We start from the raw sequence: 22,134 nt of genomic DNA on the forward strand, positions 1-22,134 counted from the left end.
CGATCCGGAGGACGAAACGATGGGTTACCTCAAGACCGCCATGCTGATGGCGGCGATGACCGCTCTCTTCATGGGGCTGGGCTACCTGCTGGGCGGCCAGGCCGGCATGCTGATCGCGCTGGTGGTCGCCGGCGCCATGAACCTGTTCACCTGGTGGAACTCGGGCGACATGGTGCTGCGGATGCACAACGCCCGACCGGTGCCGGAAAACGATCCCCAGGGTCTGCACCGGCTGGTCGCCGAGCTGGCGCGCAATGCCGGCCTGCCGACGCCCCGGGTCTACCTGATCGACACCGAGCAGCCCAATGCCTTCGCCACCGGGCGCTCTCCGGATCATGCCGCCGTGGCCATGACCGCCGGCATCGTGCGCCGCCTCAGCCGCGAGGAACTGGCCGGCGTCATGGCCCATGAGCTGGCCCATATCCGCAACCGCGACACGCTGATCATGACCGTCACCGCGACCTTCGCAGGCGCGATCTCCATGCTGGCGAACTTCGGGCTGTTCTTCGGCGGCTCGCGCGAACGCATGGGGCTGCTGGGCAGCCTCGCGATGATGATCCTCGCCCCGATGGCGGCGGCGCTGGTGCAGATGGCGATCTCGCGCACGCGGGAATATGCCGCCGACCGGGCGGGGGCGGAAATCTGCGGCAACCCGCTGTGGCTCGCCTCGGCGCTGGAGCGCATCCAGGAGGGCGCGGCGCATATCGACAACGTCGCCGCCGAGCGCAACCCCGCCACCGCCCACATGTTCATCATCAATCCGCTGCTCGGCGGCGGGCGCGACAACCTCTTTGCCACCCACCCCGCGACCGAGAACCGCGTCGCCGCCCTGGTGCAGATGGCCCAGGAGATGGGCGCGCGCCCCGCCCGGGCTCCCGCCCGCCCCGATACGCAAGCCACCGCACCGGAAAGCTACGCGCCCAGCTCGATCCCGCGCAGCGGCAAGCGCGGCCTTGCGGACATTCCGAAAACCGGCCGCCGCGACCGCCGCACCCCCTGGAACTGAGGCGACACCAAGGCCGGTTACGCTTGCCTGTCAAATCCGGCATAAGTCGGGCACGAATCGTAATCTGGAGTGCCCGACATGCATGACATCCGTACCATCCGCGACAACCCGGCCGCCTTCGACGCCGCCCTGTCCCGCCGCGGAGCCTCGGCCATGTCGTCGCAGGTTCTGGCCCTCGACGAGGCGCGCCGCACCAAGATCCGCGAAGCCGAGACCGCCCAGGCCGAACAGAACGCCGCCTCCAAGCTGGTGGGCGCCGCCAAGGCCAAGGGCGACGAGGCCGAGTTCGAGCGCCTGCGCGCGCTGGTCGCGGAAAAGAAATCCGCCGTCGCCGCCATGCAGGCCGAAGCCAAGGAGCTGGACACCCAGCTGACCGATCTGCTGATGGGCATTCCCAACCTGCCTTTCGACGACGTGCCCGACGGCAAGGATGAAAACGACAATGTCGAGATCCGCCGCTGGGGCACCCCGCCGGAACTGAGCTTCGCGCCGAAGGAACATTACCAGATCCCCGGCGTCCTTCCGGGCATGGACTTCGAGACCGCGGCCAAGCTTTCGGGCGCGCGCTTCGTCGTGCTGCAGGGCGCCGTGGCCCGCATCCACCGGGCGCTGGCACAGTTCATGCTGGACACCCATGTGGACGACAACGGCCTGACCGAAACCTGGACCCCGGTCCTGGTGCTGGAAGAGATGATGTACGGCACTGGCCAGCTGCCGAAATTCGGCGAGGACAGCTACCAGACCCGCGAGGGCTGGTGGCTGGTGCCCACCGCCGAGGTGACGCTGACCAACACGGTGAACGGCGACACGCTGGACGAAGCCGCCCTGCCGAAACGCATGGTCGCCCATACCCAGTGCTTCCGCTCCGAGGCCGGCAGCGCGGGCCGCGACACCGCCGGCATGCTGCGCCAGCACCAGTTCGAGAAGGTCGAAATGGTCTCGATCACCCATCCCGATGCCTCGCGCGCGGAACTGGACCGGATGACCGAATGCGCCCAGGGCATCCTGGAACGCCTCGGCCTCGCCTATCGCACCGTGGCGCTGTGCACCGGCGACATGGGCTTTGGCGCACGCCGCACCCATGACATCGAGGTCTGGCTGCCCGGTCAGAACACCTACCGCGAGATCTCCTCGGTCTCGGTCTGCGGCGATTTCCAGGCCCGCCGGATGAATGCCCGCTTCAAGCCCGCCGGCGGCGGCAAGCCCGAGTTCGTGCACACGCTGAACGGGTCGGGCCTTGCGGTCGGGCGCTGCCTGATCGCCGTGCTGGAAAACGGCCAGCAGGAAGACGGCTCGGTCAAGCTGCCCGAGGTGCTCTCTCCCTACCTGCGCGGCAAGCTGACGCTCGGCGCCGACGGCCAGCTGGTCTGACGCCACGACAGGTTGTTTTCAGAGGCCCCGGTGTGACCCACGCCGGGGCCTTTTGCGTAGTCCCGGCAAGATACAGGAGGTTTCCATGACACTCAGGGCCGTGCTCGTGCTGCTCGCCACACTCGCCTTCGCGCTTTCCCCGGTGCTCAGCCCCGGTTTCCCCGGCTTCACCGCCGACCAGTTCCCGGTGCCGCAGGTCAGCCCGCCGATCCAGCCCCCGGGCCTGACCTTCGCGTTGATCTGGACGGTGATCTATGCCTGGCTGATCGTGATGGCGCTCTTCGGTCTCCTGAAACGCAAGGCCGACCCCGCCTGGGACGCTTCCCGCCCCTGGGTAATCCTGACGCTGGCGATCGGCGCCGCCTGGATCCCGGTCGCCAACCTCTCGCCGGTCTGGGCGACGGTGCTGATCTGGATGATGCTGGGCACGGCGCAGGCCGCGCTTTACCGCGTCCCCGCCCGGGACCGGCTCTGGCTGGAGGCGCCGCTCGGCCTTTACACCGGCTGGCTGACGGCGGCCTCCTGCGTGGCGACCGCCATCGTCGCCACCGGCTACGGCGCCAGCCCCGAACAGGCGGTGCAGGGCGCCTTCCTGATCCTCGCCGCCTGGCTCGCCACGGCCACGGTGCGCCTGTCGCCCGGTCCCCGCCCCTTCTATCTTGCGGGCCTCGCCTGGGGTCTTCTGGGCATCATCGTCGGCAACCTGATGGCGGATCGCCTGCTTTTCGCGGCCCTCGCCGCCGTGATCCTGATCATCCTTGCGCCGCTGGCCCTGCGCAGCCTGCGCCGCTGACACCATTCATCTTTCCGAAAATATGCCGGGGGGAGGGCCGCAGGCCCGGGGGGCAGCGCCCCCCTCCCACACCGGCCAGAAACGAAAACGGGGGGCCCGAAAGCCCCCCGTTCCTCATTTCACCGGCTTGCGCCCCAGCGGACGCCCGCCCGAAGGCCGGCTGCCCCGTTTCACCGGCTTGGCATCCGCAGGCGCCTTGCCCATGTGCTTCCTCAGCCGCGAGGGGGTGGATTTCTTCTTGCCCTGGTAGGGGTTCTTGTCGCCCTGCCCGCGCATGAACAGCCGGATCGGCGTGCCGGGCATGTCGAAATCGCCACGCAGCCCGTTCACCAGGTAGCGCGAATAGCTGTCGGGCAGCTTGTCGGGATGGCTGCACATAACCACGAATTGCGGCGGCCGGGTCTTGGCCTGGGTCATGTAGCGCAGGCGGATGCGGCGGCCCTGCGGCGCGGGCGGCGGGTGCTGTTCCAGCATCGCCCCCAGCCAGCGGTTCAGCTGGCCGGTGCCGATACGGCGGTTCCAGACCTCGTGGGCCTTCAGGATCGCGTCGTGCAGCCGGTCAAGGCCGCGCCCCGTCTTCGCCGAAACGGTGACCAGCGGCGCGCCGCGCAGCTGCGGCAGCAGACGCTCGAAGGCCTCTTTCAGGGCCTTCAGCTTTTCCTGCTTCTCGTCCTCGATGTCCCACTTGTTGACCGCGACGACCACGGCGCGGCCCTCGCGCTCGGCCAGGTCGGCGATCCGCAGATCCTGCTGCTCGAAGGGAATGGCGGCATCCAGCAGCACCACCACGACTTCGGCGAACTTGACCGCGCGCAGACCGTCGGAGACCGAGAGCTTCTCGACCTTGTCCTGCACCTTGGCCTTCTTGCGCATCCCGGCGGTATCGAAGATCTTCACCGGCGTGCCGTCCCAGTCCACCCGAAGCGAGATCGAGTCGCGGGTGATCCCGGCCTCGGGGCCGGTCAGCAGCCGGTCCTCGCCGAGGATCTTGTTGATCAGCGTCGATTTCCCGGCATTCGGACGGCCCACCACGGCAACCTGCAGCGGACGTTCCGCCGAGGGGCGCCAGGCCGCCTCGGCCTCTTCCTCGCCACCGTCTTCCTCGGGCAGTTCCAGGTCCATGATCGGGGCCAGGGTCTCGGCCTCGGCGGCCTTTTCCTCGAATTCATCCGAGATCGGCATCAGCGCGCTGAACAACTCGCTCATGCCCTCGCCATGCTCGGCCGAGATGCGCAGCGGCTCGCCCAGGCCCAGGCCGTAGGCTTCCAGCACACCGGCATCGGCAGCCGACCCTTCGCTCTTGTTGGCGGCCAGCAGCACGCGGGCGGCGCGTTTCCTCAGGATCTCGGCAAAGACCTCGTCCGTGGCGGTGACCCCGGCGCGGGCGTCGATCATGAACAGGCAGACATCGGCCATGTCCACGGCGCGCTCGGTCAGCTTGCGCATCCGCCCCTGAAGGCTTTCGTCGGTGGCCTCTTCCAGACCGGCGGTGTCGATGACGGTAAAGCGGATGTCGCCCAGGCGGGCCTCGCCCTCGCGCAGGTCGCGGGTCACGCCCGGCTGGTCATCGACCAGCGCCAGCTTCTTGCCGACCAGCCGGTTGAACAGGGTCGACTTGCCGACGTTGGGACGACCGACAATGGCAAGGGTGAAGGACATCGGGCAACTCCGGCTGCGGTTTCGAACGCCCCCGATACACGAAACCCACGGCCCCGGAAAGGGGGGCCGTGGGTCAGATCGCGATCAAGTTTCGCCTCAGCGGTAGGCCAGCAGCTTGCCGTCCTTCGAGAGCACGTAGAGCGTGCCGCCCGCCACCACCGGGGCGCTGGCAGCGCCGCCGGGCAGATCAAGCTCCTGCACCAGGGTCCCGGAGGTGGGATCGAAGAAGCGCAGCTTGCCGTCGCTGGAGGCCACGGCCAGGCGACCGCCGGCCAGGACGGGGCCGAACTGGGCATAGATGGAGTCGATCTTCTTGGGTTTGCGCTTGGGCTGGTAGAACGGCAGCTGCACGCCCCAGACCCGCTTGCCGGTGGCGGCATCAAGCCGCACCAGCTCATTGTCGTCCGAGGTCAGGAAGACCGCGCCACCCGCCACCCAGACCGGGTTCATCGGGCCCTCGTCGGCGGTCCACAGGCGGGTGCCGTCGGCAAGGTTGATCGCCACCATGCGCCCGGCCTGGTTGCCGGCGTAAACGGTGTTGCCCACGATCACCGGCGCGCCGGTGATATCGGTCATGTTGGAGCGCGCATAGCCCAGGCGGCGCCCCGAGACGGGCGTGTTCCACTGCCGCATCCCGCCCTTGCGGAAGACGCCTTCCACCTGGCCCGAGCCGAAGCCGAAGACCGCGTACTGGTCATTGACCGCCGGCGAAGGCGCGCCGGAGAAATTGTTCACGTCGGGCACGGCCGAAACGGTCCACTGCACACGGCCATCATCGGTAGAGATCGCCCAGGCCTCGTCCTCGCCTGCGGTGACGTAGACCAGCTTGCCGTAGACGGTGGGCGCGCCGGTGGCCGAGGCCAGCAGCTTCTGCACCCAGATCACCTTGCCAGTGGCCGGGTCCATCGCGCTCAGCGTGCCGAAGCCCGAGGCCACGAACAGCTTGCCGTCGCCATAGGCCAGCGCCCCGCCCGAACCCTGGTAGGCCTTCTCGCCCGGGGGCACCACCGAGGCGCTCCAGAGATGGGCCCCCGAGGTCGAGGTCGCCGCGACAGAGCCGAGCGCATCCATGGTGTAGACGACGCCGCCCGCCACGACGGGGGTGCCGGTGATGCGGGTCTTGCGGGTTTCCCCAGCGCCGATGGAAGTGCTCCAGGCCAGCGTCGGATTGCCCGACAGCGCCGGGTTGGTGGTGCGGGTGGAGGGCGTGCCCGCCCCCTGCGTCCAGTCGGCGTTCGCCACGGCCTTCGGCAGGGAAATCGCCTTGACCTGGTTCGCCGGCACTGTGGGATTGTCACCCGGCACCTGGTCGCTCATCACCGCGCGGGGCGGCAGACGCTTGCCGGTCAGGTAAGTCTCGGGGGTCGAACAGGCGCTCAGCGCCAGGCCCGCCAGCAGGGTCAGCCCCACGGTCGCACGGCGGGAAACCATCTTCATCCGCGTGCCGTTCGCGCCCCGGATCTCCGGTGCCGTTTCCGCCTTCGCCATTGCCTGCCCTTGCCCTGTCTTCTGTTACGCGGCGCCGCATCACGCGGCACCGAGAGGCCCTGCTGCCGGAAGGGCGGGCCGTCAGGCGCCGTCCCCCGGGGTCCGGATCAGCTGTCCTTGTCGCCGGTCGAGCCGCCGAGCGCCACAATCAACTGACTTGCGCGTTGACGCAAGCCCGCGGTGACGTTGGCATCGTCGGTGATCCCCTTCAGCGTTTCGATCGCCTTCTGGGGATTTCCTTCGTCCACGTAGGTCAGCGCAATCTGTTCCTGTGCAAGCAGGTAGAGCGCAGAGCCGGGGGCCGCAAGCTGGCTGAACGCATTGCGGCGATCCTCTGCCGACATGTCCGTGGCCATCAGGAGTTTCTTGAATTCCGCGATCTGTCCGTAGATCGGATCGGCGCCGTCACCGGCCACTTCGGACAGCAGCTTGCTGCCCTCTGCGGCGTCGTCCGCCTTGCCCGCCTCGGAGCCCGCCAGCATCTGGATCAGGGCCTTCTGGTCGGCATTGGACGTCGGCACCGCCTCGAGCGCCTTGATGCGCGCGTCACTGTCCTTTTCGTCCAGCGCCGCCAGGATGGCATCGCCGAAGGCCTGCGTCGAGGCGCTGGTGCGGTTGCCGCGGATCTCGTACCAGGCAGCGCCCCCCACGATGAGGATGACCAGCAGGATGGCGATCCAGCCAAAGCGCTTGAGCAGCGCAAAAAGCCGGTCTCGGCGGACCTCGTCGGTGACCTCGTCGATGAAACTGTCGCTGTCGCTCACGGCATACCCCCTTGGGACGTTCGGCCCTTCCTTAGCGCAGGGCCTCGGGCCTGCCAAGGGCGGGCAAGGCGGCAAGCCCCCCCTCGCCGAGGCGTGATCCGCCCGAGAGCCCGCACAGGCGTGGCGACGGACACCGGGGCGACCTTGCGTCAGGCCAAGCCCGCATGGGCCCTGGCATGGGTGTTCAGGTGCCGCTGCGGTCGGGATTGGCGAACTGGATCAGGTCCCAGCGATTGCCCCAGGGATCGCACCAGACGGCGACGCGGCCATAGGGTTCATCGCGCACATCGCCTTCAAAGCGCGCCCCGGCGGCGATCATGCGCGCGCGGTCGGCCTCGAAATCGAGGGTTTCCAGGAACAGCCAGACCCGGCCGCCGCCCTGCTCGCCGATGGCGGCCTCCTGGCGTTCGCCCCTGGCGCGGGCCAGCAGGATCTCGGTCTCGGCATGGGGCGGGGCGATGCGCACCCAGCGCTTGCCATCGCCGAGGTCGGTATCCTCGCGGCATTCAAAGCCGATGGCCAGAAAGAAGGACAGCGCCGCGTCATAGTCGGGCACGAGAAGAGAGAAGAGCGCAACACGATGGGGCATGGGCCCGGGCTAGCACCCGGGGCCCGCTACGGCAAGACGGCTCAGGCCGCCTCCTGCGCCTCGGCCGACTGCTTCTGCCAGAGCGAGGCATAGCGCCCGCCGCGCGCCAGCAGATCGGTGTGGGTGCCCTCTTCGACCACGCTGCCCTTTTCCAGCACGACGATGCGGTCGGCATCGGCAATGGTGGACAGGCGATGCGCGATCACCAGCACGGTACGCCCCTCGCCCGCGCGGTTCAGCGCCGCCTGGATCTCCTGCTCGGTATCGGTATCCAGCGCCGAGGTCGCCTCGTCCAGCAGCAGGATCGGCGGGTTCTTCAGCAGGGTGCGGGCAATGCCGACGCGCTGCTTTTCCCCGCCCGAAAGCTTCAGGCCGCGTTCGCCCACGGGCGTGTCGTAGCCCTGCGGCAGGGACATGACGAAATCGTGGATCTGGGCGGCCTTCGCGGCGGCGATCACCTCTGCCTCGGTGGCATCATCGCGACCATAGGCGATGTTGTAGCCGATGGTATCGTTGAACAGCACCGTGTCCTGCGGCACCACGCCGATATTGTCGTGCAGGCTGTCCTGGGTGACCTCGCGCAGGTCCTGCCCGTCGATGCGGATCGCGCCGCCCTTCACATCGTAGAAGCGGAACAGCAGCCGCCCGATGGTCGACTTGCCCGACCCCGAAGAGCCCACCAGCGCCACCTTTTCGCCCGGGGCCACGCGCACCGTGACGCCCTTCAGGATCTCGCGCTCCGGATCGTAGGAGAACCGCACGTCTTCGAATTCGACCGCCGCGCCCTGCACCTTCAGCCGGGGGGCGCCGGGGGCGTCCTTCACCTCAGCCGGCTGGTCGAGCAACTGGAACATCTCGCCCATGTCGACAAGGCTCTGGCGGATCTCCCGGTAGACGGTGCCCAGCATGTTCAGCGGCACGGTGATCTGGATCATGTAGCTGTTGACCAGCACGAAATCCCCCACCGTCAGCGTGCCGTTCTGCACCCCGATCGCGGCCATGACCATGACCGCCACCAGACCGGCGGTGATCACGAAACCCTGGCCGAAGTTCAGGAAGGCCAGCGAATAGGCGGTCTTCACCGCCGCTTCCTGATAGCCCGCCATGGCGTGATCATAGCGCCGCGCCTCGCGCGCCTCGGCACCGAAATACTTCACGGTTTCAAAGTTCAGCAGGCTGTCGATGGCCTTCTGGTTGGCATCCTGGTCCTGGTCGTTCATCTGCTTGCGCAGCTTCACCCGCCATTCGGTGACCTTGAAGGTGAAGTAGGTGTAAAGCGCGATCACCGCCGCCACCACCAGCACATAGGCAAAGCCGAAGACCCACCACAGCACCACGGCGATCATCGCCAGCTCAAGGATCAGCGGCCCGATGGAGAACAGCAGGAAGCGCAGCAGGAACTCCACCCCCTTCACGCCGCGCTCGATCACCCGGGAAAGCCCCCCGGTCTTGCGCGTCAGGTGATAGCGCATCGACAGGCGGTGGATATGCACGAAGGTCTCGAGCGCCAGGGCCCGCAGCGCCCGCTGCGCCACCCGCGCGAAGATCACGTCGCGCAGCTGCTGGAAGCCCACCGACATCAGCCGGGCCAGCCCGTAGGCCACGGTCAGCCCCACCGCCCCCATCGCCAGCATCCAGGCCGCGCTTTTGCCCTCGCCCGACAGCGCATCGACGCCCGCCTTGTAAAGGAAGGGCGTGCCCACAGCGACCAGCTTGGCCACCACCAGCACCGCCAGCGCCCAGAGCACCCGGTGGCGCACCCAGGCATGGTCCTTCGGCCACAGATAGGGCAGCACACGGGTGACGATCTTGCCGGCGTTCTTCGGCATCTCGGTGGTGGTGACGATGGAATGTCTGGGACTCATGGCGGACTCCTGGGCGGGCTGCGGGCTGGCGGAACCTTGTCTGGGGGCGGGTTATAGACTATCCCTGCCATTGTTCAACTGGACTTGAACAATCGAGGACCCCATGGACAAGACCGCCGCCCTGACCTGCCTGTCGGCCCTGGCGCATGAGACCCGGCTGGACATCCTGCGCCTGCTGATCGCCGAAGGCCCCGAGGGCCTGCCGGCGCGCGCCATCGGCGATCAAGTGGCCGCCCCGGCCTCAAGGCTGTCCTTCCACCTCTCGGCGCTGGAAACGGCGGGGCTGGTGCGGGCGATGCGGCGGGGGCGGCAGATCTTCTACGCGGCGGACCGCGCCACCATGGGCGGCATGATCGGCTATCTGATGGACGACTGCTGCGCCCGGGACGAGACGGTGCGCGCCTGCTGCCAGCACCCCGCCGCCCTGCCCGGTGATCAGGGCTGAGGCGCGGGATCGACCTGCGGCAGGGTGAAGATCTGGCCGGGGTAGATCAGGTCCGGATTGCGGATCAGGTCCCGGTTGGCCCGGAACACCTGCACGTAAAGAGTTCCCTCGCCATAACGGTCCCGGGCGATGGCCCAGAGCGAATTGCCCTTCTGCACGGTGACCTGGGTGGCAGGGGCCTCGGCCATGGCGGTGGCGGCGACCTGAGGCGCCTCGCGCTGGAACGGCGTCTCGACGCGGCTCAGCACGTCCCCGGCGGCATCCACCTCGTCGATGCGCAGGGTATAGACGCCGGCGGCCACCTCCGGCAGATCGCTGCGCCAGTCGCCCTTCGGGTCCACCTGAACGGCACCGGCGGGCCGGCCATCGAGGTAAATGCGGGCAAAGGCGCCGGGACGCCCCCGCCCCGAGAGAGAGACCGACCCGGCATCATCATAGCTGATCGCGTCCAGCGCGATGCTGTCCTGCAGCTTGGGCGCCTGGCCTTGCAACAGGCGCACGCCGTCGGCATCGCTCAGCAGGACGGTGGGGGCGCTCCCGGCGGGGGCCTCCTGGGCGGGCGCGGAGCGCGTTTCGGGCGCGGCAACCGGAGCCCCCTCCTCCGATGCCTCCGCCACGGTTTCGGCGGGCGTTTCCGGGGCAGGCGTTTCCGGAGCGGGCTCGGGGGCGGCAACCGGGGCCACGATGACATCCCCCTGCGCGCTCAGCGCCTCCCCGGTGGCAGGATCGGTCATCTGCAGGCTCAGCACCCGGGCCTCGGCACTGGGCCCCAGATCGAGGAAGGCGGCAAAGCGGCCATCGGGCCCGGTCTCGGGCGCGGCCAGCTGGGAGCCGTTCAGCAGCACCGACAGCCGCCAGCCCGGCGCCGCCTGGCCGGCAATCAGCGCCCGACCGTCGGGCTCCACCCGGATGACATCGAAGCGCGGCGGCGCAGGCAAGACGGCCTGCGCTGACGCATCGGCCTGCGGCTCTGGTTGGGCCTGCTGGGCTTGAGGCTGGGGATCGGGCCGGGCCGCAGGGATCGGCGCGGCACCGGGCGGCGCGAGCGGCAGCTTCACGGGCGGCACGACGCCGCCCTGCCAGAGCAGCACCGTCACCCCCGCCGCAACGGCCACTGCCGCGGCAGCCAGGCCACCGCCTATCGTCCCCTGTCCTAGCGGCACCTGCGCATCCCCTCGAGGTCCGTTCACGATCCGTTGAGCTGTCTTACCAAGATGATACACACGGGTCAAAACGCGGGACTGGAATAGGAGCGCCCCCATGAAGAATCTGTCGATCTGTGTCTATTGCGGCTCACGTCCCGGGGCCCGCCCCGCCTATGCCGAGACCGCCCGGCAGTTCGGCGCCCTGCTGGCACAGAACGGCTGGCGCCTGGTCTACGGGGCCGGCGATGTCGGCCTGATGGGAGAGGTCGCCCGCGCCGCCCAGGCCGCCGGTGCCGAGACCTTCGGCGTCATCCCCACGCACCTGATGAAACACGAGCTGGGCAAGCGCGACCTGTCGCATTTCGTCGTCACCCAGACGATGCACGAGCGCAAGAAGGTGATGTTCATGAACTCGGACGCCATCGTCGTGCTTCCCGGCGGCGCCGGCACCCTGGACGAGTTCTTCGAGGTGCTGACCTGGCGCCAGCTGGGCCTGCACGACAAGCCCATCGTCCTGATCAACACCGAAGGCTACTGGGCACCGCTTGCGGCGATGTTCGACAATATCGTGACCGAAGGCTTTGCCGACGAGAGCGCGAAGGGGTTCTTCCGCCTGGTCGACAGCGCCGAGGAAGCCGCAGTCTTCCTCGGCGCCGCGCTGACCTGAGGCGCAACAACTCGGCCAGCAGGCGGGACGCGCGCAGTCTGCGCCCCGTCGCATCAGGCCCTCTGTGCCGTCCCCGGCGATGGGCAGGACCGGGCCCTGGCCCTGTCTGCCTTTGCCGTTTCCGCCCCCGGTGTCAGCGGGCACGGGTCGCACGGGGTCCGGGTCGCCACCCTGGCGGCCGGATCATGCCGTCCGTTCGATGCGTCCCGGACCAGGGCGGCGGCTTCGCAACAACTTCGCCACCAGGGTCTTGCGCGGACGCCCGGCGCGGACCGGACATGCTTCCTTCCCGGAGTGCACGCGAAATCAACGTGGCCGTAAAGACACGGTTCCTGAAAAAATGAAAATCGGCTGAAATTTGCGCATTCCGACGGGCCCTGCCGGGGCAAACGGGGGCGACTCGCCCTTTCGGAACGCAAAACGCGCCCCGGACGGACCAGAGCGCGCTGCGGCCCCCGAGGGGGCCCTTGCCTTGCGGCTGCCTTACGGCGGGGATCACATGCGCGAAGCGACGTTTTCCCAGCTCACCAGCTTGTCGAGGAAGTTCGACAGGTAGGCGGGACGCTTGTTGCGGAAGTCGATGTAGTAGGAGTGTTCCCACACGTCGACGCCCAGCAGCGCGGTCTGGCCGAAGCACAGCGGGTTGACGCCGTTCTCGGTCTTGGTGACCTTCAGCGCGCCATCGGTGTCCTTGACCAGCCAGGCCCAGCCCGAACCGAACTGCGCCGCGCCGGCGGCGGCGAACTGCGACTTGAACTCATCGACCGAACCGAAGGACTCGACCAGGGCCTTTTCCAGCTCGCCCGGCATCTTCTTGTCTTCGCCCGGCGCCATCATTTCCCAGAACTGGTTGTGGTTCCAGAACTGCGAGGCGTTGTTGAAGATCCCGTTCTGGGCGACGGCAGAGGCGTCATAGGTGCCCTTGATGATCTCTTCGACCGACTTGCCTTCCCATTCGGTGCCGGCAATCGCCTTGTTGCCGTTGTCGACATAGGCCTTGTGGTGAATGTCGTGGTGATATTCCAGGGTCTCCTTGGACATGCCAAGCGATGCCAGCGCGTCGTGTGCGTAGGGGAGATCGGGAAGTTCAAAAGCCATTGGTGGCCTCCTTTCTCGGAGTTCAGAAATTCTTCCGGGCCTAGATGGTATCCCGCGCAGCCGAAGGTCAAGGGGTTAGCCTGTGTCGCGCTGCACATCGCGGCTTTCCGAAATGCCCCATGCCGCCCTTCGCCGGTCCCACCCGCCCCGCCCCGGACGGGCGACGAAAAAAGGCCGGACGCACGCGGCGCCCGACCCAGTTGGACAGGTAAGGGACAGGTCGAAGTCAGGAGCCGTCCGGCAGGTCGATCTGGATCTCGGGCTTGTCCGCCCCGGGCATTTCGCCCCCGGAGAAAACGTACCAGGCCAGACCCGCGACCACGACGACAACCGCGCCGAGGACAAAGGCCAGTGCAGAGTTTCCGGATTTCTCGGCCATGTCGGCTCCTTTCTTCTTCCAGGCAGTGCTGTCATAACTCCGGATTGTGCCGCCCGGTTCCGCGGCACCTTGTGCGTGCGCCCCGGGCCCCCGTTGCGCCAGCCGGCCCGCGGATCTTCGCGGGATGCCCTAAAACGACTCAGGGCACCCGCAAAGCCGCCCAGTTTCCGGGCAGCCGGAAAAACCGGGGGCGGCAAAGCTGCCGTTGCGTAAACTTGCAGCAGCCGGGCCGGAACCCGGCCCGTTTTTACCGCGTTCTGCCATGGAAATGGGCGCAGAGGGCTAACTTCAGGTCCCAACCACAGCCCCTCGCGTGGTTGCGTTAACGACCCCACAATATTCTGTGCTACCTTTTTCGATGTGGACATCATGCCTGTCTGCCGCCCCCGCGGGTCCTGAGCTGCGCCTTGCCGCTCAGAGACCCCAAGGCCGCGACCGAGAAGGAGAATGACGATCATGACCGATTTCATCGAATTTCCGCTTGAATCCGGCCCCCAGCCCGTGCCCCGGCCGGGCCAGCCCCTGCCTCGGCGCCGCGCCCTGCGCTTCCGGGTCATCGACGGCCCCGAACAGCTGCCCGAGGAGGCCGGGCTTTTCGTTCTGATGGGCGCGCGCCCCGGCGAAACGCCCCGCCCGCTGGCCTTCGGCCATGTGCCGGGCAACCTGCGCAAGCAGCTGCCGCAGCGCCCCGAGTTCGCCCAGGCCCTGCGCGAAGGCTACCTGACCACCGCCATTGCCCCGCTGCCCCCCGGCTGCGACCCCGAACGCATGGTCGAGGCCCTGGGACGGCAGCACCGCGCCCCGATCAACCGGCGCCAGCGCGCCCTGCGCGAGATCGACGCGGCCCGGCTGCGCCCTGCCCCGCTGGAAGACGAACCGCCCCTCGCCGCGCAGTAACCCCGCGCGATCGGGACGGTCGCGCACTCCCCCGCCGGTCTCGGCCCGGCGGGCCTTGCATTTCTGCAAAGACGGCTGGCCCGGCCCCGCTCACTCCGGTTTGATCCGCTCCGGGGGCTGGCTGGGCATGACCACGGGGAAATCCCTCTTTTTCCCTGTGCCGCCACGGGGTAGACCGGCCCGGGCCGCGCTCCGCACGCGGCATCCCCGTAAAGAGGTTCTGCCCGATGATCTTCTGGCTCGTCACACTTGCCCTGGCGCTTGCCGTCGCCGCGATCCTGGCCCGGGCCGCGCTGTCGCGGCGCGAGGTTCCCGCCCAGCCCGCCGAAGCCCAGGAGATCGAGGTCTACCGCGCCCAGCTGGCCGAGGTGGAGCGCGACCTGAGCCGGGGCGCCCTGCCCGCCTCCGAGGCCGAGCGCGTGCGCACCGAGATCTCGCGCCGGCTGCTGGCGGCCGATGGCGCGCTGCGCAAGGCCGGCACCGCCCAGGTCATCCGCGGCCCCGGCAGGGGCTGGGCGATCGGCGGGGGCATCGTGGTGATCCTGGTCGCCGTGGGGATCTACGTGGTGGTCGGCGTGCCGGGCTATCCGGACATGCCGCGCTCGTCGCGCATCGCCGCGGCCAAGACCGCGCTGGCCGCCCTGCCGACCCAGGCCGAGGCCGAAAAGCGCGGCGGCGACACGATCCAGACCCCGGAGCCCGATGTCTCGGCGGATTACCTCGCGCTGATGACCAAGCTGCGCGAGGCGGTGAAGGAGCATCCCGACGACCTGCGCGGCCAGCGCCTGCTGGCCCGCAACGAGGCCGCCCTGGGCCATTTCGCCGCCGCCCACCAGGCCCAGGCCCAGGTGATCCGGCTGGAAGGCGACAAGGCCAGCGGCCAGGACTACGCGGAATATGCCGACATGCTGATCCTCTCGGCCGGCGGGCTGATCTCCAACGAGGCCTCGGGCGCGCTGCAGGACGCGCTGAAGCGGGATCCCTCGAACGGCACCGCCACCTATTACACCGGCCTGCTGATGGCCCAGACCGGTCGCCCCGACATTGCCTTCAAGCTCTGGGACGGGCTGCTGCGCCGCTCGCCCGACAGTGCGCCCTGGGTGCCCTCGATCCGCGCCCGGCTGCCCCAGCTGGCCGAGATGGCCGGCGAGAACCGCTACCAGCTGCCGCCGCTCAAGACCCAGGACGACACCGCGCCGAACCCCTCGGCGGATGATATCGCGGACATGCAGAAACTGTCGCCCGAAGAGCGCACCGCGCGCATCCAGGGCATGGTCAGCGGCCTGGAAGAGCGGCTGACCAGCGATGGCGGCTCGGTCGGGGAATGGGTGCGGCTGATCACCTCTCTGGGGGTGCTGGGGCAGAAGGAGCGGGCGCAGAAGGCCTATGACCAGGCGCTTCAGGCCTTCGCTGGTCAGGACGACTCGCTGGTGCTATTGAACCAGGCAGCGCAAACTGCGGGCGTTAGCCAGACCCCCGCCCAGTGACCGGAGCTGCCGCTTGATCTTCGAAGACGTCGCCGAATTCGCCGCCGCCCTGCCCGGCTATCGTGCCCTCGCGGGGCTGGATTTCGGCGACAAAACCATCGGGGTCGCGGTCTCGGACACGTTCCTGAGCATCGCGACGCCGCTGGAGACGATCAAGCGCAAGAAGTTTACCCTGGATGCCGAGGCGCTGCTGAAGATCCTGGCGGCGCGCCAGATCGGCGGCATCGTCCTTGGCCTGCCGCGCAACATGGACGGCACCGAGGGGCCGCGCTGCCAGAAGACCCGGGCCTTTGCGCGCAACCTGCTGCCGCTGACCGATCTGCCGATCACCTACTGGGACGAACGGCTGTCGACGGTGGCCGCGGAGCGCGCGCTGCTGGAGGCCGATACTTCGCGCCGGCGTCGCGCCGAGGTGATCGACCATGTCGCGGCAGGCTACATCCTGCAGGGCGCGCTGGACCGGCTGCGGGTTCTGAAGGGGGCGTGATGGGCAAGGACCGTGGCCGCGAGGTCTGGCAGCGCGAGAAGGTCTCCTCGCCTTGCGTGAACGTCTGCGTCATCCACCCCGAGGCCCGGCTCTGCACCGGCTGCCTGCGCTCGCTCGACGAGATCGCCGGCTGGTCGCGGATGTCCGAGGAGGAGCGGCGCGCGATCATGGCAGAGCTGCCGTCGCGCGGACCGCTGAAGGCCACCCGCCGCGGCGGGCGGCGGGGGCGTCTGTCGCGCGGCTAGATCAGCCCAGCAGCGCCTTGCGCAGCATGTTCAGCGCCACCAGCATCAGGAAGAAGGCGAAGATCTTCTTCAGCTTCTTCGGATCGGTGGCATGGGCCAGCTTCGCACCCAGCGGCGCGGTCAGCGTCGTCATGCAGATCACCACCAGGAAGGCGGGAATGTTCACCGCGCCAACCGTGTAGGGCGGCCGCGATCCGTCGGCGATGTGCACTAACAGGAACGCCAGCGACGAGGGCAGCGCGATCAGCAGGCCAAAGCCTGCCGCCGTCGCCACCGCGCGGTGGATCGGACGGCCGCACAGCGTCATGATCGGCACCCCGAAGCTGCCGCCGCCGATGCCCATCAGCACCGACAGGAAGCCCACGACCGGCGACAGCACGGCGCGGCGCCAGCCGGTCGGCATGTCGTCGCGGATCTGCCAGCCCTGCTTGCCGAAGGCCATGTAGAGACCGATCAGGATGCCGAGGCAGCCGAACAGCACCTGAAGCTCCTTGGTTTTCAGCCCCGAGGCCACGAAGACGCCGATCAGTGCGCCGATGGCGATGCCCGGCGCCCAGGTCTTCAGGATGGTCCAGTCCACCGCGCCCTTCTTGTTGTGCGAGGCGATGGAACGCATCGAGGTGACGATGATCGTCGCCAGAGAGGTTCCGAGGCAGACCTGCATCATCTCGGGCCCGCCGTAGCCCAGCCCCTGGAAGGTATAGAAGAACGCCGGCACCAGAACGATGCCGCCCCCCACGCCCAGCAGGCCCGCCAGCACGCCGGCCAGCGCGCCGATGGCCACCAGCAGCGCCAGAAGCCCCGCCAAAGTCCCGAAATCCATGGTCATCCCCCGGTTTGATCCTGTTCGAGCGGAGCAGAAACAGCTTCCGCCCGGGGATGCAAGACCCGCCGCCCGCCAGGGGATCGGGGCAATTGGAAATATAGAGACACCGCCTGTTAAGCCTCCCGGCGCTATGCGTGGGGCGAGGACTGTTTGCAGGGAGGCCGCCGGACAGATGGGGGCAGACATGGACGAGCGCGACATCGAGGCCGCAAAGAAGAACCTGCTCCGGGCGAGCATCCTGTTACGGGTCAGCACCGCCGCGCATGAGGTCGAAACCGCCAACCGCAGCGCCTCTCGGTTGACCGGCGGCGCCAACACCTCTCCGGTTGGCAAGCATTTCCCCTCCCTCTTCCGGGAGGCCGAGTTCGTTGCCGAGTGCCTGGGCCGTGCAGCCCAGAGCGGCGAGCCGGTGGAATTTCATGTCCACCTGAGCGCGGCGCGGGCCACCGCGACCTTCTTCGGCATGGCCAGCGCCGCCCCCGATGGCGGCGGTGCTGTGCTGATCGACGGGCGGCTGGTGCCCTTCGACACCGAGACGACCTCGAAAATCGACGCGGTAGAGCGCAGCCAGGCGGTGATCGAGTTCGACACCTCCGGCACCATCCTGTCGGCCAACCCGATCCTGCTTGAGCTGATGGGCTACGACGCCGAGGAGCTGATCGGTAAGCCGCACAGCGTGCTGTGCCGCACCGATTACGTGAAATCCCCGGCCTACCGGCAGCTGTGGAAGGACCTGGCCGCCGGAAAGCTGCAGGACGGCGAGTTCGAGCGGCTGCGCAAGGATGGCCAGCCGGTGTGGATCCGGGCCAATTACAACCCGATCTTCGGGCCCGACGGCAAGGTCGCCCGGGTGGTGAAATTCGCCATGGACATCACTGCGGCCAAGCTTGAGAAGGCCGAAACCGATGGTCGCCTGGCCGCCGTGGGCCAGGCGCTGGCAATGGTGGAATTCGACCTCGACGGGCGCTACCTCGACTCCAACAAGGCCTTCCTGACCCTGATGGGCTACAGCCGGGAAGAGGCGCTGCGACTGTCCCATGCGCAGTTCTGCGATCCCGATTACGCCGGCTCCCCGGCGTATCGCGATTTCTGGAGCCGGCTGTGCTCGGGCGAGGTCGAGGCGGGCGAGTTCCAGCGCCGCACCAAGACCGGCGACGGGGTCTGGCTGCGCGCCAGCTACACCCCGGTGCGTGGCCCCGACGGGCGGATCCGCAAGATCGTCAAGGCGGCGCTGGACGTCACCTTCGAACGCAATGCCGCCAACGAGATCCGCGGCCGCATGGAGGCGGTGAACAACGCGCTCCTGGTGGCGGAATATTCCCCCGACGGCACCATCCTGTCGATGAACGACAGCTACCTGGACCTGGCCGGCTACCCGGAGGACCAGATCAAGGGCCGCCATGCCGCCATGCTGTGGAATCGCGAGGGGGTCGAGACCCGCGAGAGCCAGCGTTTCTGGGCGGCGCTCGCCACCGGGGAGACCCAGCAGGACGGCTTCCGCCGCTTCGGCGCCCGAGGCCGGGATTTCTTCGTCTTTTCCACCTTCACGCCGATCCGCGACCTGGACGGGCGCATCAAGCGCATCATCGAGCTGAGCCGCGACATCACCGAGCAGAGCAACCGCAACCTCGAATTCGAGGGCACGGTGCATGCGATCAGCCGCGCCCAGGCGGTGGTGGAATTCGACATGTCGGGCAACATCCTGTCCGCGAACGAGAACTTCCTGTCCCTCATGGGCTACCGCGCCGATCAGATCATCGGCCAGCATCACCGGATCTTCTGCGCGGCGGACTATGTCGACTCGGAGGCCTATCGCAGCTTCTGGGAAAAGCTGGGCCGCGGAGAGTTCGAGACCGGCGAATATGCCCGGCTGACCCAGAAGGGCGAAGAAGTCTTCATCCAGGCCAGCTACAACCCGATCTTCGACCTCGACGGCAAGCCGGTGAAGGTGATCAAGTTCGCCACCGACATCACCGCACAGCGCCGCCACAACGCCGAGTTCGAATCGAAATTCAACGCCATAGACCGTTCCCAGGCGGTGATCGAATTCGACCTTGAGGGCAATATCCTTGCCGCGAACGAGAATTTCCTGCGCGTTTCGGGCTATTCCATGCGCGAGCTGCAGGGCCAGCATCACTCGATGTTCTGTACCGCCGATCACATCAAGTCCCAGGCCTACCGCGATTTCTGGATCGCGCTGCGCAAGGGCCAGGAACAGGCCGGCCGCTTCCACCGGCTGGCCAAGTTCGACCGGGATTTCTGGATCCAGGCCACCTACGCACCGCTGATGGACATGCACGGCCGCCCCGTCGGCGTGATCAAATATGCCCATGACATCACCAACCAGGTCGCGATGGAGAACCTGATCCGCGAGAAGGCCCGCGCCATGCGCGAGATGGTGGACCTGCTGCAGGTCTCGATCAGCCGGATCGACCAGGCGACGACCTCGACCATCGACGTGTCGCGCAACACCAAGGATGCGGCCTCGGGCGGCTTCGATGAACTCAACGGCGCCATCGAGGTGATCGGCATGATCGCCAAGACCTCCGGGTCGGTGACCGAAATGGCCCGGGTGATCAGCGACATCGCCAACCAGACCAACCTGCTGGCCTTCAACGCCGCCATCGAAGCGGCGCGGGCGGGCGAATTCGGCGTCGGCTTCTCGGTCGTCGCCGACGAGGTCCGCAAGCTGGCCGAGCGCAGCTCCAATGCGGCGCTGGAAATCACCCGGCTGGTCGCCGAAAGCGCGGCCCAGGTCGACATGGGCAAGACGCGCTCCAACAGCGCCCGCGCGGCCTTCGAGCGGATCGTCGAATGCGTCCTCCAGACCGGCGGCGCGGTGGAGGCGATCTCGACCTCCGTCGACAAGCAGAAGGAGGTCTCCCGCGACGTGGTCGGGCTGATCTCGACCCTGGCGCAGGTGACCCAGAATGACTGAGGCGCCCGACCCGGCGCGACCGGACCCGGAAACGGAGCCTGCCGCGGAGGATGCCACCGGGGAGGAAGCTCCGGTGGAAACGGCGCCCCGGGAACCGGCCCCGGCACAACACCCTGTCGCGGCGCAACAGGCCCCCACCGCGCCCGGGGCCCCGCCCCCCGAGGAAGCGCTGAGCTCTCCTCTGGCGCTGATCGACCTGGGAGAAATGACCATCGCCATTGCCGTGCGCGACCTGCGCGAAGTCATGGTGGCCCCGGACCGCCTGCAGCCGCTGCGCTCGACCCGGCCCGGGGTGATCGGCTGCGTGGCGCTGCGCGGCCAGGTGATCCCGGTGATCGACCTGGCGCCGCTGATCGGACAGCCGCCACTTCATCCCGATGCCGCGCCCGGTGTCGTGGTCATCGTCGGCAAGGCCGAGGAGGTCTATGGCATCATCGCCCGCACCGCCCGACAGATCGTGCCGCTGCGCGAGGTGACCGAACAGGCGATCACCACCGATGACCAGGATCTTTGCGACCGGCTGCTGCCGCGCGTCGTGCTGATCGGCGGCCATGCCATCGGCGTGCTGGACACCACCGTGCTGCCGCAGCTGGGCGTGCCGCTGTCGCGGGGCCAGCGGGCCCAGCGTCCGGTTCGCGATGCGGCAGACCATTACCTGCTGTTCGAAACCGGCGGAATCGCCTTCTGCCTGCCCCTCAACGTGATCGAAACCACCCTGCCCGAGGCCGAGGTCGATGCCTCGGTCCTGGCGTCGGGGCCCTGCGACGGCGGCGTCACCCACCAGGGCACCCAGCGGGCGCTGCTGGACCTGCTGCCCTTCCTCGGCATGAGCCCGGTGAACGGCGGGATGCATCCGCCCCGGGCCTCTTCGGTGGTGCTGCCCTATCCCGAGAAGGGCTCGCTCGCGCTCAGGGCCGAGAAGGTCCGCGATATCCGCAGCCTGCGCCGGCAGGCCATCGGACGGATGCCCTCCATGCTGTGCAGCCGGCCCGACATGATCTCGGGCGCCTGCGTCGCCGAGGACGGAGAGACCCTTTACGTTCTGAACGCCGAGGCTTTGCTGGCCGATCCGACCCTGGCGGAGCTGTCGCGCATCGCCCATCGCAAGGACGGCCGGGCGGCCAAGGACCGGCAGCCGCGCAAGGATGGCAAGCCCCCGGCGCGCTTTCCACGCCAGGCCGCGCTGCTGGTCCAGTCGGGGATTCGCTGTGCCTTCGCACTGGAACAGGTGACAGAGATCCTGTCGGTGCCGGAGCATCTGCAGCGGGACCTGGGCGCAGAGCTGTTCCTGGGCGCCATCGCCGCGCGGGACCGCACCCTGCTGCCGATCTTTTCCCTGGCCGCGCATTTCGGCCACGCCGCCACCGGCAAGGCGCCGAAGGCCGCGCTGGTGCTGGTGCATCACCAGGGCGAACCCGTCGGCCTGCTGGTGGAGGAAATCTGCGCCATCGAGACGCTGGACGTGATCTCGGGCGCGGCCGGGGCGATCCTGCGCCGACCGCTGGATCCCGATGCGCCGCTGTGGCAGATGCTGACGCCCGATGCGCTGGCGCTGACCGCCGCCGGCACGCTGGACCTGTTCTGAAGCCGCGGCGCGGTCGGATCCTCCGCCCGGTGCCAGGATCAGGAGACCGGCGAAGGGCCGCAGCGGCAGGCCCGGCGGAAGCGGGCGGGATGCACCGCCGGATCCGGCACGAGGCACCGCGTGCAAAGGTCTTCCGGCGTCCGAGGCCAAGGATTTGTTCACCACCCCGGGCCTGGCCAGCGCCTGGGGGAAACGCTGGCACAGTGGAGCGGCGCCCCGGGTTTGATCAGGCCCTGGCCTCGGCTGAAGCCTGGGCTTGGGCTGAAGCCTGGGCTTGGGCTTGGGCTTGGGCTTGGGCTTGGGCTTGGGCTTGGGCTTGGGCTTGGGCTTGGGCTTGGGCTTGGGCTTGGGCTTGGGCTTGGGCTTGGGCTTGGGCTTGGGCTTGGGCTTGGGCTTGGGC

General features: G+C 68.3%; 20 protein-coding genes. 11 read left to right on the forward strand and 9 right to left on the reverse strand.

Annotated elements, in window-relative coordinates:
- Positions 1 to 19 precede the first annotated feature (19 nt).
- From htpX to KM176_RS00290, 3 genes are all read left to right on the forward strand, one after another.
- Positions 20 to 1,006, forward strand: a complete 987-nt coding sequence (htpX, locus tag KM176_RS00280; RefSeq protein WP_160891557.1) for a zinc metalloprotease HtpX — start codon at positions 20 to 22, stop codon at positions 1,004 to 1,006.
- A 78-nt stretch (positions 1,007 to 1,084) separates the two neighbouring features.
- Positions 1,085 to 2,377: a serine--tRNA ligase gene (gene serS / locus KM176_RS00285; RefSeq protein ID WP_160891559.1), complete on the forward strand. Its 1,293-nt coding sequence runs from the start codon at positions 1,085 to 1,087 to the stop codon at positions 2,375 to 2,377.
- Between the two features lie 85 nt (positions 2,378 to 2,462).
- A complete protein-coding gene (locus KM176_RS00290; RefSeq protein WP_160891561.1) occupies positions 2,463 to 3,170 on the forward strand; it encodes a tryptophan-rich sensory protein in 708 nt (235 codons plus the stop codon).
- Between the two features lie 114 nt (positions 3,171 to 3,284).
- Here KM176_RS00290 and der read toward each other — a convergent pair whose 3' ends face one another.
- From der to KM176_RS00315, 5 genes are all read right to left on the reverse strand, one after another.
- Positions 3,285 to 4,829: a ribosome biogenesis GTPase Der gene (der, locus tag KM176_RS00295; protein ID WP_160891563.1), complete on the reverse strand. Its 1,545-nt coding sequence runs from the start codon at positions 4,827 to 4,829 to the stop codon at positions 3,285 to 3,287.
- Positions 4,830 to 4,925: 96 nt separating this feature from the next.
- Positions 4,926 to 6,317, reverse strand: coding sequence for a PQQ-like beta-propeller repeat protein (locus tag KM176_RS00300; RefSeq protein WP_236045118.1), 1,392 nt, complete (start codon positions 6,315 to 6,317; stop codon positions 4,926 to 4,928).
- Between the two features lie 107 nt (positions 6,318 to 6,424).
- Positions 6,425 to 7,081: a hypothetical protein gene (locus KM176_RS00305; RefSeq protein ID WP_160891565.1), complete on the reverse strand. Its 657-nt coding sequence runs from the start codon at positions 7,079 to 7,081 to the stop codon at positions 6,425 to 6,427.
- A gap of 184 nt (positions 7,082 to 7,265) precedes the next feature.
- Entirely contained in the window at positions 7,266 to 7,670 is a 405-nt protein-coding gene (locus KM176_RS00310; RefSeq protein ID WP_160891567.1) for a VOC family protein, read from the reverse strand.
- Positions 7,671 to 7,711: 41 nt separating this feature from the next.
- Complete coding sequence (locus tag KM176_RS00315) at positions 7,712 to 9,499, reverse strand: ABCB family ABC transporter ATP-binding protein/permease (RefSeq protein ID WP_375372115.1); 1,788 nt, start codon at positions 9,497 to 9,499, stop codon at positions 7,712 to 7,714.
- Positions 9,500 to 9,638: 139 nt separating this feature from the next.
- On the opposite strand from KM176_RS00315, the gene KM176_RS00320 reads away from it, so the two are divergent.
- A complete protein-coding gene (locus KM176_RS00320) occupies positions 9,639 to 9,980 on the forward strand; it encodes an ArsR/SmtB family transcription factor (protein ID WP_160891571.1) in 342 nt (113 codons plus the stop codon).
- Here KM176_RS00320 and KM176_RS00325 read toward each other — a convergent pair.
- Positions 9,971 to 11,143: a LysM peptidoglycan-binding domain-containing protein gene (locus KM176_RS00325; RefSeq protein ID WP_311136123.1), complete on the reverse strand. Its 1,173-nt coding sequence runs from the start codon at positions 11,141 to 11,143 to the stop codon at positions 9,971 to 9,973. The two genes, KM176_RS00320 and KM176_RS00325, sit on opposite strands and share 10 nt — an antisense overlap.
- A 97-nt stretch (positions 11,144 to 11,240) precedes the next feature.
- Here KM176_RS00325 and KM176_RS00330 point away from each other — a divergent pair, with 97 nt between their 5' ends.
- On the forward strand, positions 11,241 to 11,792 hold the full coding sequence (locus KM176_RS00330) for an LOG family protein (RefSeq protein WP_160891575.1): 552 nt from the start codon (positions 11,241 to 11,243) through the stop codon (positions 11,790 to 11,792).
- A 495-nt stretch (positions 11,793 to 12,287) separates the two neighbouring features.
- Here the strand turns inward: KM176_RS00330 and KM176_RS00335 are convergent, their stop codons facing one another.
- A complete protein-coding gene (locus tag KM176_RS00335) occupies positions 12,288 to 12,890 on the reverse strand; it encodes a superoxide dismutase (protein WP_160891577.1) in 603 nt (200 codons plus the stop codon).
- Between the two features lie 226 nt (positions 12,891 to 13,116).
- Positions 13,117 to 13,269, reverse strand: a complete 153-nt coding sequence (locus KM176_RS00340; RefSeq protein ID WP_202397704.1) for a hypothetical protein — start codon at positions 13,267 to 13,269, stop codon at positions 13,117 to 13,119.
- A gap of 456 nt (positions 13,270 to 13,725) precedes the next feature.
- On the opposite strand from KM176_RS00340, the gene KM176_RS00345 reads away from it, so the two are divergent.
- The 4 genes from KM176_RS00345 (at position 13,726) to KM176_RS00360 (ending at position 16,385) form a co-directional block, all read left to right on the forward strand.
- Positions 13,726 to 14,166: a hypothetical protein gene (locus KM176_RS00345; RefSeq protein ID WP_160891579.1), complete on the forward strand. Its 441-nt coding sequence runs from the start codon at positions 13,726 to 13,728 to the stop codon at positions 14,164 to 14,166.
- Between the two features lie 227 nt (positions 14,167 to 14,393).
- Positions 14,394 to 15,653 carry a c-type cytochrome biogenesis protein CcmI gene (ccmI, locus tag KM176_RS00350; RefSeq protein WP_160891581.1) on the forward strand — a complete coding sequence of 420 codons (1,260 nt, stop codon included), beginning with the start codon at positions 14,394 to 14,396 and terminating at the stop codon, positions 15,651 to 15,653.
- Positions 15,654 to 15,666: 13 nt separating this feature from the next.
- Entirely contained in the window at positions 15,667 to 16,140 is a 474-nt protein-coding gene (gene ruvX / locus KM176_RS00355) for a Holliday junction resolvase RuvX (RefSeq protein WP_160891583.1), read from the forward strand.
- On the forward strand, positions 16,140 to 16,385 hold the full coding sequence (locus tag KM176_RS00360; RefSeq protein WP_160891585.1) for a DUF1289 domain-containing protein: 246 nt from the start codon (positions 16,140 to 16,142) through the stop codon (positions 16,383 to 16,385). Before ruvX ends, KM176_RS00360 begins: the two co-directional genes overlap by 1 nt.
- A 1-nt stretch (position 16,386) precedes the next feature.
- On the opposite strand, the gene KM176_RS00365 is transcribed toward KM176_RS00360, so the two are convergent.
- Entirely contained in the window at positions 16,387 to 17,208 is an 822-nt protein-coding gene (locus tag KM176_RS00365; RefSeq protein ID WP_160891587.1) for a sulfite exporter TauE/SafE family protein, read from the reverse strand.
- 187 nt (positions 17,209 to 17,395) lie between these two features.
- On the opposite strand from KM176_RS00365, the gene KM176_RS00370 reads away from it, so the two are divergent.
- The gene (locus KM176_RS00370) at positions 17,396 to 20,149 is read left to right on the forward strand and encodes a methyl-accepting chemotaxis protein (protein WP_160891589.1); all 2,754 of its coding nucleotides are present in this window, start codon (positions 17,396 to 17,398) and stop codon (positions 20,147 to 20,149) included.
- Complete coding sequence (locus tag KM176_RS00375; protein ID WP_160891591.1) at positions 20,142 to 21,734, forward strand: chemotaxis protein CheW; 1,593 nt, start codon at positions 20,142 to 20,144, stop codon at positions 21,732 to 21,734. Before KM176_RS00370 ends, KM176_RS00375 begins: the two co-directional genes overlap by 8 nt.
- The last annotated feature ends 400 nt before the right edge of the window (positions 21,735 to 22,134 follow it).

Source organism: Pseudooceanicola endophyticus (assembly GCF_018760365.1).
GTDB classification, from domain to species: Bacteria; Pseudomonadota; Alphaproteobacteria; order Rhodobacterales; family Rhodobacteraceae; genus Pseudooceanicola; species Pseudooceanicola endophyticus.